Origin of the sequence: Comamonas sp. GCA5 (genome assembly GCF_036541385.1) — a bacterium.
Taxonomy (GTDB): Bacteria; Pseudomonadota; Gammaproteobacteria; order Burkholderiales; family Burkholderiaceae_C; genus Comamonas; species Comamonas aquatica.
On sequence record NZ_JAZHFR010000037.1, the window covers coordinates 21,277 to 32,797 of the forward strand.

11 protein-coding genes and 1 pseudogene are annotated in these 11,521 nt (G+C 66.3%); 6 read left to right on the forward strand and 6 right to left on the reverse strand.

The features are described from left to right. The first annotated feature begins 144 nt into the window (after nucleotides 1-144). The 3 genes and pseudogenes from lpxC to SJH88_RS19770 all read left to right on the forward strand — a co-directional run bounded on the left by lpxC (nucleotide 145) and on the right by SJH88_RS19770 (nucleotide 1,903). Nucleotides 145-1,068 (forward strand): UDP-3-O-acyl-N-acetylglucosamine deacetylase, encoded by a 924-nt coding sequence (lpxC, locus tag SJH88_RS10625; protein ID WP_042411414.1) that lies wholly within the window; start codon nucleotides 145-147, stop codon nucleotides 1,066-1,068. A 33-nt stretch (nucleotides 1,069-1,101) separates the two neighbouring features. Continuing rightward, nucleotides 1,102-1,284: a hypothetical protein gene (locus SJH88_RS10630; RefSeq protein ID WP_042411411.1), complete on the forward strand. Its 183-nt coding sequence runs from the start codon at nucleotides 1,102-1,104 to the stop codon at nucleotides 1,282-1,284. A 185-nt stretch (nucleotides 1,285-1,469) separates the two neighbouring features. After that, nucleotides 1,470-1,903, forward strand: a pseudogene (locus tag SJH88_RS19770) (RcnB family protein). Between the two features lie 190 nt (nucleotides 1,904-2,093). On the opposite strand, the gene ruvC reads toward SJH88_RS19770, so the two are convergent. After that, nucleotides 2,094-2,651, reverse strand: a complete 558-nt coding sequence (gene ruvC, locus SJH88_RS10640) for a crossover junction endodeoxyribonuclease RuvC (RefSeq protein ID WP_183301037.1) — start codon at nucleotides 2,649-2,651, stop codon at nucleotides 2,094-2,096. A gap of 145 nt (nucleotides 2,652-2,796) precedes the next feature. Between ruvC and SJH88_RS10645 the strand changes: the two genes are divergently transcribed. Continuing rightward, complete coding sequence (locus SJH88_RS10645; RefSeq protein WP_274754450.1) at nucleotides 2,797-3,576, forward strand: hypothetical protein; 780 nt, start codon at nucleotides 2,797-2,799, stop codon at nucleotides 3,574-3,576. 98 nt (nucleotides 3,577-3,674) lie between these two features. On the opposite strand, the gene mtgA is transcribed toward SJH88_RS10645, so the two are convergent. From mtgA to SJH88_RS10670, 5 genes are all read right to left on the reverse strand, one after another. After that, nucleotides 3,675-4,400, reverse strand: a complete 726-nt coding sequence (gene mtgA / locus SJH88_RS10650; RefSeq protein WP_274754451.1) for a monofunctional biosynthetic peptidoglycan transglycosylase — start codon at nucleotides 4,398-4,400, stop codon at nucleotides 3,675-3,677. Next, nucleotides 4,397-5,263: a shikimate dehydrogenase gene (gene aroE, locus SJH88_RS10655; protein WP_274754452.1), complete on the reverse strand. Its 867-nt coding sequence runs from the start codon at nucleotides 5,261-5,263 to the stop codon at nucleotides 4,397-4,399. The genes mtgA and aroE overlap by 4 nt, the downstream gene beginning before the upstream one ends. 51 nt (nucleotides 5,264-5,314) lie before the next feature. Next, complete coding sequence (locus tag SJH88_RS10660) at nucleotides 5,315-6,175, reverse strand: energy transducer TonB (protein WP_274754453.1); 861 nt, start codon at nucleotides 6,173-6,175, stop codon at nucleotides 5,315-5,317. After that, nucleotides 6,172-8,247: a ribonuclease catalytic domain-containing protein gene (locus SJH88_RS10665; RefSeq protein ID WP_274754454.1), complete on the reverse strand. Its 2,076-nt coding sequence runs from the start codon at nucleotides 8,245-8,247 to the stop codon at nucleotides 6,172-6,174. The genes SJH88_RS10660 and SJH88_RS10665 overlap by 4 nt, the downstream gene beginning before the upstream one ends. Nucleotides 8,248-8,418: 171 nt before the next feature. Next, nucleotides 8,419-9,003, reverse strand: coding sequence for a YqiA/YcfP family alpha/beta fold hydrolase (locus SJH88_RS10670; protein WP_274754455.1), 585 nt, complete (start codon nucleotides 9,001-9,003; stop codon nucleotides 8,419-8,421). A gap of 90 nt (nucleotides 9,004-9,093) precedes the next feature. Here SJH88_RS10670 and rodA point away from each other — a divergent pair, with 90 nt between their 5' ends. Together rodA and SJH88_RS10680 are read left to right on the forward strand one after the other, a co-directional pair. Then, a complete protein-coding gene (gene rodA, locus SJH88_RS10675; RefSeq protein ID WP_042411393.1) occupies nucleotides 9,094-10,266 on the forward strand; it encodes a rod shape-determining protein RodA in 1,173 nt (390 codons plus the stop codon). A gap of 283 nt (nucleotides 10,267-10,549) precedes the next feature. Continuing rightward, nucleotides 10,550-11,521 (forward strand): retention module-containing protein (locus SJH88_RS10680; RefSeq protein WP_274754456.1); only part of this gene is annotated, 972 nt, incomplete at its 3' end.

Consider the following 11,521-nt stretch of genomic DNA (forward strand, 5'->3'; position numbering starts at 1 on the left):
CAAACCGGGTTCTTGAACCCGGTTTTTTTATGCTTGCAACGTTGGCTAACACACCGGGGTCAACGGCAGGCGTCAATCGGCGTTATAGAAATTTCCATGTCCTTGGCGGGGCGGAAAAATGCCCTCCGCCGCTAAAATTGCCCCATGCTCCAGCAACGTACCATCAAGACCCTCACCCGTGCCGTCGGCATGGGGCTGCACAGCGGCCAGCGTGTCGAGATGACGTTGCGCCCTGCGCAGCCGGATACGGGCATCGTGTTCCGCCGGGTGGACCTGCCGGAGCCGGTCGACATTCCCATCACGGCCCAGGCGGTGGTGGACACGCGCATGGCCTCCACCATCGGGGTGGGCAGCGCCAAGGTGCACACCATCGAGCACCTGATGTCCGCCCTGTGCGGCCTGGGCATCGACAACCTGTACATCGACATCACGGCCGAGGAAGTGCCCATCCTGGATGGTTCCTCGTCCTCGTTCATGTTCCTGCTGCAAAGCGCGGGCATCGAACTGCAGAACGCCCCCAAGAAGTTCATCCGCATCAAGCAGACCGTGGAGGTGCGTGAAGGGGAAGGCAAAAACCTCAAATGGGCGCGCTTTGATCCCTACCACGGCTTCAAGCTGAAGTTCGATATCGATTTCTCGCACCCCGCCGTGGACTCCACCGGCCAGTCGTTCGAGTTCGACATGGGTGAAGGCAACTACATGCGCGACATTGCGCGCGCCCGCACTTTTGGCTTTACCAAAGACGTGGAAATGCTGCGCACCAACGGCCTGGCGCTGGGCGGTGGGCTGGACAACGCCATCGTCATGGACGACTACAAGGTGCTCAACAGCGACGGGCTGCGCTACGACGACGAGTTCGTCAAGCACAAGATCCTGGACGCGATCGGCGACCTGTACGTCATCGGCCATCCCATCCTGGGTGCCTACAGCGCCTTCCGCTCGGGCCATGGTATGAACAACCAGCTGATCCGTGCCGTGCTGGCCGATGCCGCCAACTGGGAATTCGTCACCTTCGACAACGAACGCAAGGCCCCCGCCGGATTTGCCCAGACCGCCCTGGCCTGGTAAGTCCCGCCCTGGGAATCACGGTATAAAGCAGCCATGCTGATTTTTCGCTGGCTGCTTTTTGCTTTGTTGATCACCTCGGCCCTGTGCTTTGTCTTCTACCTGGGCACGGGCCGGCCGCACTATCGCCGCTGGGGGCTGGTGATTCTGAAGTGGGCCGTGATCGCCGGGCTGGCCTTTTTTGCCGTGCTCGGCCTGTCGCGCTTCCTGCTGATCTGAGCGCACGGGCCCGTGCAGGGCTGTGCACTTGCTTGCATCTGTAAAGCCTGTGCAAAGCGGTGCGGGGCAGGGGCAAAGTTCCGTAAAGCTGGGCTGCACCGGCCGGGGCGGTCCGTTTTTTCTCGCATGATGGCGTTGTGGCAGCCGCTCCGGCTGCTTGCTTTCTGCCTTGGAAAGGACGCACCATGCAACTGCAACGTTTCACTGCTTCGATCGCCACCGCCGTGGCCCTGAACCTGGGGGTGAGCGCCGTGGCCCAGGCCCAGCCGCACGGCGGCCGCCACCATGACGCACCCTACGCCCAGCAGCACCGCCACAAGCCCGGGTCTTCTACCGGCTGGCACCGCGACCGCGGGCCCCATGGTCCGCAGGCGCACCCCGGCCACCGCCTCCCGGCCACCGCTACTACCGCGGCGCGGGCCCGCAGCACAACTGGGTCAAGGGCACGCGCCTGCCACCGCAGTACCGTGCCACGCGCTACGTGGTGCACGACTGGCGTGGCCACCGCCTGCACCAGCCGCCCCGCGGCTACCACTGGGTGCGCTACGGCGGTGACTACATGCTGGTGGCGATTGCGACCGGTGTGATCTCGCAGCTCATCATCCACAGCATGTATTGAGGGGCGCTTGGCGCCGGGACACACCGCTGCGCATCGGGCGTCCCACCGTGATGGCCCTTTGCCATGGCCTGCTGTGCCCAGCAGCGGGTCATGACCGATTGCATCAAAAGCAGAGCACTCTGCGCTGACGGGATAAGCGCTGCAGGCAGTTTTGGGGTGTGGCCGTTTGGCAGAGCCGGGCGACAGCGGTTCAGTAGGCGCGGCCGGCCTTGAGCATGGCGTGCTGCCGGCGCTGCAGGCCGGAGTCCTGGGCCAGCTTGTCCAGCATGGCGCCAGCGTGGGCATGGGTGATGGCCAGACCCAGGGCGTCGGCCGCATCGGTGCCGGGCAGGCCGGGCAGTTGCAGCATGCGCTTGACCATTTCCTGGATCTGCCCCTTGGCCGCCCGGCCATGTCCGGTGATGGCCTTCTTCATCTGCAGCGCCGTGTACTCGGCCACGGGCAGGTCCCGGGTCACCAGGGCGGTCAGCGCTGCACCGCGCGCCTGGCCTAGCAGCAGGGTGGACTGCGGGTTCACGTTGACAAACACGATCTCGATGGCCGCCGTGTCGGGCTGGTAGCGCGCCACCACTTCGCTCACCCCCTCGAACAGGATCTTCAGGCGCCCCGGCAGATCGCCCAGCGCCACGCCTTCGGTGCGCGTGGTGCGGATGGTGCCGCTGGCCACATAGCGCAGCTGGTGGCCGTCGCGTTCGATCACGCCAAAGCCGGTGGTCTGCAGGCCGGGGTCAATGCCAAGGATTCGCATGGAAAGTGCTGGGAACAAGGGGGAGGGCGGCGCAGGCTGCGCCTGCCTGCGATTGTGCCGCATGCCCGCACGGCCGTCGTGGAACTGGCACTGCCCTGGGTACACTGCGCCCCTTGTGTGTCCCTTGCCGTGTCTGCCGATGCCTGTGCCTGTGTTACGTCGCCTGTTCCGTGTGTTGTTGCGCCTGCTGCTGGGCCTGGGGGCGGCCGTGCTGGTGCTGGTGGGCTGGCGCATCGTGGTGCTGGCCACAGCCTCCACACCGCGCCATGCCGAGGTGGTGCAGCAGGTGTTCCGCGCGGACCCCCTGCCGGTGTTCACCCCGCAGCATCTGCAACTGGTGCGCGCGCTGCGGGTGTGGTGGCTGCCGGTCGAGTCCGGTGCACCCGGGGTCGACCCCGGCCAACCGCTGCGCGGTGAGACCCCCGCCGTGCAGCGCGCCCAGCAATTGCTGGCCACCGACGACGCCACCCTGGCCACGCAGCGGCTGGCCGAAGTGGCGCGCTGGGTGCGACCGTTTGTGACCCAGGCCCGCCTAACGCCGGGGCGCTATGCCGTACCGGCCGACATGGCCGCCTGGCTGCCCGGTGTGCAGCACGGCCAGTTCCAGCTGCGGGCCGAGCACCTGGCCCTGCTGCGTGCCGCCATGTGGCGCGAGGTGGAGGGCGAGGCCTTGCAGGAATGGCTGGCCGAGAGCACCGAGGCCGCACCGCTGTGGCCCATGCCCGCCATCGACGGCAAGCGCCCGTATGGCGACCGGTCCTACTGCACCATCGACATGGCCGAGATTCTGGGCCGGCCTTTTGCGGTGGATGGGCAGGGCCGGCCCATCCTGGACCCGGTTCGGGTGGCTGCCCTGACGGCACTGCACGAAGAAACGCTGACTGCGCTGCAGGTGCTGTTGCTGTATGGCGAGATGGGCGGCTGAGCGCCGTTGGCCGCCCTGATGCCGGTGGGTGGCCGCGTGGTGGTGCTGGCGGGCAGCGGTGGCCGGCGGTTGGACGGGGGCGTGCTTGTGGCGCAGCGCTAGGGCAGCGGCGTGGCCGCCATGCGGCGCAGGATGGCGCTGGTGCGCGACTGCAGGTAGCGCGATTGCGGGTTCTGCTCGTAATAGCGGGGGCGCGGCAGCATCACGGCCAGGCGGGCACTTTCGGCCGCGCTGAGCTGCTGGGCGCTCTTGCGGAAGTAGTGGCGCGCGGCGGCTTCGGCGCCAAAAATGCCCTGGCCCCATTCCACGTTGTTCAGGTAGATCTCCAGGATGCGTTCCTTGCTCAGGAACAGCTCCAGCGCATGCGCCAGCACCAGCTCCTGGCCCTTGCGCAAGAAGCTGCGCTCGCCCGACAGCAGCAGGTTCTTGGCCAGTTGCTGGGTGATGGTGGAGCCGCCGTAGATCGGCACCGGCTTGGCGCGCAGGCGCTGGCTGCGCTGGGCACGCTCCAGCGCTTGCTGGTTGCGCTCCCAGGCGCGCTCGATGGCGTCCCACTGCACGCCGTCGTGGTCGACAAAGCCATCGTCCTCGGCGGTCAGCACGGCGCGCTTGAGGTGGGGGGAGATGCGCGGGTAATCCACCCACTGCTGCTGCCAGTGGCGCTGCTGGGCCGACTGCTGCCAGATGCGCCACATCTCCGAGCGCTGGAGGCTGGTGGACTGCGGATCCCACCAGGCGGTCAGCGCAATCCGGGCGATGAAGAACAGCTGCAGCGCCAGGGCTGCGCACAGCAGCACGGCCAGCCAGCGGCCCAGCGCTTTCATGCGGCGGCTTCGCGCGCGAGGACGTTGCGCAGCTCGTCCAGCACCTGGGCCGAAGGCGGGCGAACGCCGCGCCACAGCGTAAACGATTCGGCGGCCTGCTCCACCAGCATGCCCAGGCCGTCGCGCGCGAGTGCACCGTGGCTGCTGGCCCAATTCAGAAAATTCTGAGCGGCGGGGCCGTACATCATGTCGTAGGCCAGACTGCGTGCGTGCAGCACGCTGGCGGGCGCGGGCACATCATCCCCAGCCAAACTGCTGGCTGTGGCATTGATGATGATGTCGAAATTCTGGGTCAAATCGGTCTCAAGCACTTGTCTTTCCAGTGCTACCAGCTCTACTTTATGTAGTGTGGCAATGGCCGCGTGCTGCTGGACCAGCGTTTGGGCTTTGGCATGCGTGCGGTTGACCACGACGAGGCGGCGGGGCTTTTGCTCCAGCAGCGGGCCCAGTACGCCAGCGGCCGCGCCGCCCGCGCCCAGCAGCAGCACATCACGCCCGGTGATGGGGATGCCGGCATTGCGCGTGATGTCGGCCACCAGGCCCAGGCCGTCGGTGTTGTCGGCATGGATGTGGCCATCGGCTGCAATCACCAGGGTGTTGGCGGCGCCGGCCAGGGCCACGCGCGGGCTGTGGCTGTGCGCGGCCTGGGCGGCGTCCAGCTTGAAGGGCACGGTGATGTTGCAGCCCCGCCCGCCAGCCTGGATGAAGGCCTGCAGGTCGGCGGCAAAGCCCTCCAGGGGCGCCAGGCGGCGCTCATAGCGCAGGGCCTGGCCGGTCAGCTGGGCAAAGCGCGTGTGGATCCAGGGCGAGCGGCTGTGCGCCACGGGGTGGCCCACAACGCAGTACACATCGGTGGTGGTCATTCGGTGCAACGGCAAAAAACGGACAGGGGGCGGGCGGGCGCGCTGGCACCGTCAGCGGACATTGGTTTCCAGCGTCTGCTCGCGCGTGAACTTGAAGCGCGAGACCACGGCAATCTGGTCGGCCTTGGCGCGCATGGCCGGGCCGAAGTGGCCGAACGGCCCCGCGGCGCGCGCAATCGCCTGGGCCCGGGTGTCTAGCTGCGGGATGCCCGAGCCCTGCACGATCTCGGTGTCCAGCACGCGGCCGTCGTGGTTCACGGTCAGCACCATGACCAGCTCGCCATACAGCTTCTTGCCCTTGTGCTCGGGGAAGTTCTCCGTGCCCTTGTCTTCCACCTTGCGGCGCAGGCCGTCGTAGTAGACGGCATACACCTCCTCGCGCGTGGCGGGGCTGATGTAGCGTTTCTTGGGGCGGGCGTTTTCTTCGTTGATGCGCTTCTCGATCTCGGCCAGCAGCTTGATCAGTTGCTTGCGCTTTTGCTCCTGCTGCTCGCGGTCCTGCTGCTGGGACTGCTCGCGCGGGTCGAACTGCGGCATCGACGACAGCTGCTTGCGCATTTGGGTCAGCATCACGGTCTGCTGCTCCTGCATGGCGTCCAGCTTCTTCTGGCGCTCCTCGAAGTCGTCGCCGATGGCGGTCAGGGCCGAGTAGGGCAGCGGGCTGGTGGCCCGGCCCCGGGCGGCATCGCCGCCGCCGGCCAGGGCCGCCTGGGCGATGGCCTGGGCCTTTTCCGGCCGCTCCTGCGTCTGCGCGTTCACCAGGATCACTTCCAGCGGCGTGTCCTGGAACACCCGGTTGAACTGCTCGGGGGCGACAAAGCGCACCGTCAGCAGGGCTGCGTGAATGGCGATCGACACCCCCAGCGTCAGGCTGAGGGTGGACATGGAGCGGAGCGCGGCGGGCAGTTTCACGGGTTGGAATTATCGGCGCTGGGGCTGTCGGACTCGTTGACGTCCACCGCAATCGCGATGGGGCCGGCCACGTCCTCTTCGTCGTCGGCGCTGTCGTCCAGGGGCGCATCATCGCTGGGATCTTGCGGGTCGTCCAGTCGCTCGGTCACGGTGCCGTGGATGTCCAGGGTGATCTCGTCGATCTCGCCCAGCTTCACACGCACGCGGGCGCCGCGCGGCAGGGCCTGGGCGCCGGCCACGCTGATGACCAGCGGCAGGCTGTCGGCGCGCACCAGCACGCCGTTGGGGCCGTTGTCCTTGATCACGGCGCCGTCCAGCTCGGTGATGGCGTTCTGCTCCAGGTACTTCAGCGTCCAGAAGCGCTCCATGCCGGCCTGGTAACCGTTGTAGGCGCTGTAGGCGCCGTCGAAGCTGCTGATGATGCCGAACAGCTCGGCATCCTTGGGCTTGAACGGCGCGGCCAGGGCGGCCGTGGCGCCGTGGCGGGCGCAGGCGATGATCTGCCACTGGTTGACCAGATCGGTGTAGCGGCGCAGCGGCGAGGTGGCCCAGGAATAGGCTTTCACGCCGATGCCGGCGTGCGGCAGGGCCTTGGTGGACATGCGCACCTTCATGCCGGGGGCCAGGCTGGCCTGGCTGCGGTAGATGCCGGGCACGCCGTATTCGGCCAGCATCAGGCCCCAGGTGCTGTTGGCCACGATGGCGGCCTCGGCCACGATCAGGTCCAGCGGCGCGCCGCGCTTGCGCACGGTGATGCTGACGGTTTCGTGGCCCTGGGGCTCGTTGTCGCCATTGCCGTCCAGGCGGAAGGTGTAGTCGGGGCGCGAGAAGTTCTCGGGCTTGCCGCGCACCTGTTCGCGGCCGGCCTTCAGATGTTGGGCCAGGCGGTGCAGGAACGATAGCTCTTCGCGCTTGTCCAGCAAGGGCTGGGGCGTGTTTTCGACCTGAATGCTGGGGTCTTGCAGCCAGGCTTCGGTGACGATGTGGTCCAGCTTGTCGTGGCGGAAGTTGACCACCACGGGCACGCGCTCCAACTTGGTGACCTTGTCCTTGACCTCCAGCGTGGCCTCGTCATAGGTCACATACAGCGACACGGCGGGGTTGGCGCGGCCTTCGTCCAGGGTGTAGATCTGCACCACCTCGTCGGGCAGCATGGTGATCTTGTAGCCAGGCATGTAGACGGTGGACAGGCGGGCGCGGCCCAGCTTGTCCAGGTCGGAGCCGGGCGTGATCGCCAGGCCGGGCGCGGCAATGTGGATGCCCACGGTGACGGTGCCGGTGCCCAGGCCTTGCACGGACAGGGCATCGTCGATTTCCGTGGTCATGGAATCGTCGATGGAGTAGGCCTGCACGGCGGCCAGCGGCAGGTCGGCCGGAGGCTGGGGGGCGGTGACGGCGGGGAAGGCCGTGCCCTTGGGGAAGTTCTCGAACAGGAAGCGCTTCCAGTGGAACTGGTAGGCCGAGTCGATGGCGCCGGCGGCCTGCAGCAGCTCCAGCGGGGCCTTCTGCGCGCTGCGGCTGGCCTCGACCACGGCCTTGTACTCGGGCGCGTTCTTGTCGGGCTTGAACAGGATTTTGTACAGCTGCTCGCGGATGGCGGGCGGGCAGGTGCCGGCGACCAGCTCCTGCGCCCAGGCGTCGATCTGCGCCTGCAGCTGCTTTTTCTTTTCGATGGCGGCCAGGGCCTGCTGCAGGATTTCGGCCGGCGCCTTCTTGAAACGGCCCTTGCCGGCGCGGCGGAAGTAGTGCGGCGCGCCGTACAGCGCAAACAGCATGCCGGCCTGTTCGCTCAGCGGGGCGGACTCGGAGAAATAGTCGCGCGCAATGTCGGCAAAGCCGAATTCTTCTTCGGGGGCGAATTCCCAGGCCAGGTCCAGCTCGACGCTGGCGGCGATGGCCTCGGCCTTGGCCATCAGTTCGGCGGGCTCGGGTTTCTCGAACTTGAGCAGGACGTTGGCGGCCTTGACCTTGACGCGCTTGCCAGAGGCCAGCTCGATTTGGGAGGAGGCATCGGCCTCGGACAGGATACGGCCGGCCAAAAACTTACCGGCATCTTCAAACAATGCGTGCATGCCGCGATTGTCCCACGCCGCGAATTTCCCCCGGAGGGCGCTTGCCCGCGGCGGCAGTGCCAGCGGCAAGCTATCCAAAGAAAAGTGGGCTGCGCACGTGCAACGGTCGTTTCAAAGCATTTTCAGCCTGAAGTGCTTGTGCAACGTGCGCCATCCGCTATGTTTTTGGCTTCAGGCCAGGTCCAGGAAGTCCAGGATGCGCGAGAGGTGGCTGTCAAAGTCGCTGAGGGCGTGGTCGCCGCCTTCCAGGATGAGCTGCTCGGCCTCGGGGTAGCGCGCCACCATCTGGCGCCAGTCCAGCACCTCGTCGCCCTTGGCAAACACGCCCAGCTGCGGGGCGGTGGCGGCCTGTTCGTGCAAGGCCAGGTCGCGCAGCTCCTGGATGTATTCGGGGCGAAAGAAAAAGGCTTCCTCGGGGTGGTGCCAACTGGTCTGCTGGCCGATGTACTGCTCCAGCGAGTGGTCCGGCCAGACCGCGGGGTTGAGCAGCACGGCCTTGCAGTGCTTGTGGTGCGCCACCCAGGTGGCGTAGTAGCCACCCAGGGAGGAGCCGATCACCGCCATGCGCTCGCCGGGCCAGTCGCGCACCTGTGCCATCACCAGCTCCATCGCGGCGCGCGGCGAGGGCGGCAGCTGCGGGCAGTACCAGCTCACCTGTGGGTGCCGGCGCTGCACGTACTCGGCCACGGTGCGGGCCTTGGTGGACTGGGGCGAGGAGCGAAAACCGTGCAGGTACAGCAGGTGGGTGGTGGGCATGGGCAGGTGTCTGTGGATGGGCGGGTGCTGCGCCGCTGGTGAGCGTCCACACGTTCCAGGGGCAAAGCGGGCAGCAGATAATGGTGGACTATGGCCGCCGAATTTGACAAGCCCAACATTCTCCAACGCATCTTGCCGCTGTTTCGTGGCTTTGATCCGCTTTTGCTGCTGATCATCGCCGGCATGGCGTCCCTGGGCCTGCTGGCCATGTATTCGGCTGGCTACGACCATGGCACGCGCTTTGTCGACCATGGGCGCAACATGCTGCTGGCGGCGGCCATCCTGTTTGTGGTGGCCCAGATCCCCCCGCACAAGCTGATGGCCGTGGCCGTGCCCTTGTACACCCTGGGGGTGGTGCTGCTGGTGGCGGTGTTGCTGTTCGGCATCACGCGCAAGGGGGCGCAGCGCTGGGTGAATGTGGGCGTGGTGATCCAGCCCTCCGAGATTTTGAAGATCGCCGGCCCGCTGATGCTGGCCTGGTGGTTCCACCAGCGGGAAGGCGTGTTGCGGGCCATCGACTTCGTGGTTGCCTTTGTGCTGCTGATGGTGCCCGTGGCCCTGATCATGAAGCAGCCGGACCTGGGCACGGCCCTGCTGGTGATGGCGGCGGGCCTGTCGGTGATCTTTTTTGCCGGCCTGCCGTGGAAGCTGGTGGTGCCGCCCGTGGTGCTGGGGGCCGTGGGCATCGCCTGGCTGATCTGGAACGAGCCCTGGCTGTGCCAGGACGGCATGAGCTGGTACTTCCTGCACGACTACCAGCGCACGCGGGTGTGCACCCTGCTGGACCCGATGCGCGACCCGCTGGGCCGGGGCTTCCATATCATCCAGGGCATGATTGCCATCGGCTCCGGCGGCGTCTGGGGCAAGGGCTTCATGGCCGGCACACAGACCCACCTGGAATTCATCCCCGAACGCACCACCGACTTCATCTTTGCGGCGTTCTCCGAGGAGTTCGGCCTGATCGGCAACCTGTGCCTGCTGCTGGGATTTTTGTTGCTGGTCTGGCGTGGCCTGGCCATCGCCGTCAAGGCGCAGAACCTGTTCGGCCGCCTGATGGCTTCGGCCGTGGCGATGATCTTCTTCACCTACGCCTTCGTGAACATGGGTATGGTCAGCGGCATCCTGCCCGTGGTGGGCGTGCCCCTGCCATTTATCAGCTACGGCGGCACGGCCATGGTGACCCTGGGGCTGGCCCTGGGGGTGCTGATGTCAGTCGCCCGCGCGCAGCGGCTGTCTATGGCAGAGCCCAAGCACACACTGTAGCCCACAACCAACAGTTTCGCGCACCACCCACTGTCCAGCAGCCCATGGGCTGCTGGACAGTGGCCGTCTGTGAGGACGGTCACTGTCATGCCTGAGTGACGAGCGATCAGGAGATGGTTGTTAGCAATTTTTGCGGTTGTATCTACTTGTATTGGCTTTGACGCCAATTACCGGTGATGGGTGATTTTTTTATCATCCTCAACACGCGCCGCAAAAGGTATGTATCAGGCGCAACTGACATCAGATGTCAGCCTCCTTCGATTCCCTCGGAAAGATTTTTGATATGGCAACCACCACGGTTCTTGTAACGAAACTTGTAGGCCAAGCTTGGATTCGCGCCAGCGACGGCAGTCTGACCGTGTTGAAGGAAGGCATGCGCATCGCCGCGGATGCTGAACTGGTGACCGCCTCGGGAAGTTCCGTGCAACTGCAAGCCGATGGCATGCCGCTCCTGACCGTGGGCGAAAACCAGCAACTGACGCTTGCGCCCGACCTGCTCCAGCCGCCCCAAGCCGCAGAAGCCGCCGTCTTGCAGCAACCGCTGGAGGCTGCGGTCAACGACGTGATCACCGCCCTGAATGCCGGGCAAGACCCCTTGGCCAATCTGGACCCCACAGCGGCGACCCTGGCCGGTGGTGGCGGCGGCAGTGGTGCCACCTTTGTGCGCCTGAGCGGCGTGCTCGAAAGCACCAATCCTTTGGGCCTGGATTACCCGCTGTCGACCGCTGGGGTGGTGGAGCAGCCACCACTGACGGGTGGCACGGCAGCAGCGGCAGCCACAGCGGCCGCTGAGGATGTCAACGACCCGCCCGTCATCACCGTGACGGTCAAGGAGTTTGTGGAAAACAGCGCAGCCGAAGGCGATGTGGCGGCCACCTGGGTGGCCTCGGACGAGGAAGACGCAGCGGCGGACCTGGTGGTGGACTTCACCCCTGGCAGCAACAGCGACGGCTACTACGTCATCGTGGGCGGCCAGGTGGTGCTGACCGAAAAGGGTGCGGCACACGTGAACGCCGGCAACAAGTTGCCAGCGGTGGATCTGACCGTGACCGACAAGGGCGGCCTGACGGGCGACGACGCGGACACGCCAGCGGTGACCCTGGTCAACGATGCGCCCGAGATCACCGTGACGGCCAAGGAGTTTGTGGAAAACAGCGCAGCCGAAGGCGATGTGGCGGCCACCTGGGTGGCCTCGGACGAGGAAGACGCAGCGGCGGACCTGGTGGTGGACTTCACCCCTGGCAGCAACAGCGAC

Bases quoted from the DNA above. Each gene is read 5' to 3' on its own strand.
- aroE (WP_274754452.1), bottom strand. From the start codon at position 5,263: ATGACCACCACCGATGTGTACTGCGTTGTGGGCCACCCCGTGGCGCAC.
- SJH88_RS10665 (WP_274754454.1), bottom strand. From the start codon at position 8,247: ATGCACGCATTGTTTGAAGATGCCGGTAAGTTTTTGGCCGGCCGTATC.
- lpxC (WP_042411414.1), top strand. From the start codon at position 145: ATGCTCCAGCAACGTACCATCAAGACCCTCACCCGTGCCGTCGGCATG.
- SJH88_RS10670 (WP_274754455.1), bottom strand. From the start codon at position 9,003: ATGCCCACCACCCACCTGCTGTACCTGCACGGTTTTCGCTCCTCGCCC.
- rodA (WP_042411393.1), top strand. From the start codon at position 9,094: ATGGCCGCCGAATTTGACAAGCCCAACATTCTCCAACGCATCTTGCCG.
- SJH88_RS10630 (WP_042411411.1), top strand. From the start codon at position 1,102: ATGCTGATTTTTCGCTGGCTGCTTTTTGCTTTGTTGATCACCTCGGCC.
- mtgA (WP_274754451.1), bottom strand. From the start codon at position 4,400: ATGAAAGCGCTGGGCCGCTGGCTGGCCGTGCTGCTGTGCGCAGCCCTG.
- ruvC (WP_183301037.1), bottom strand. From the start codon at position 2,651: ATGCGAATCCTTGGCATTGACCCCGGCCTGCAGACCACCGGCTTTGGC.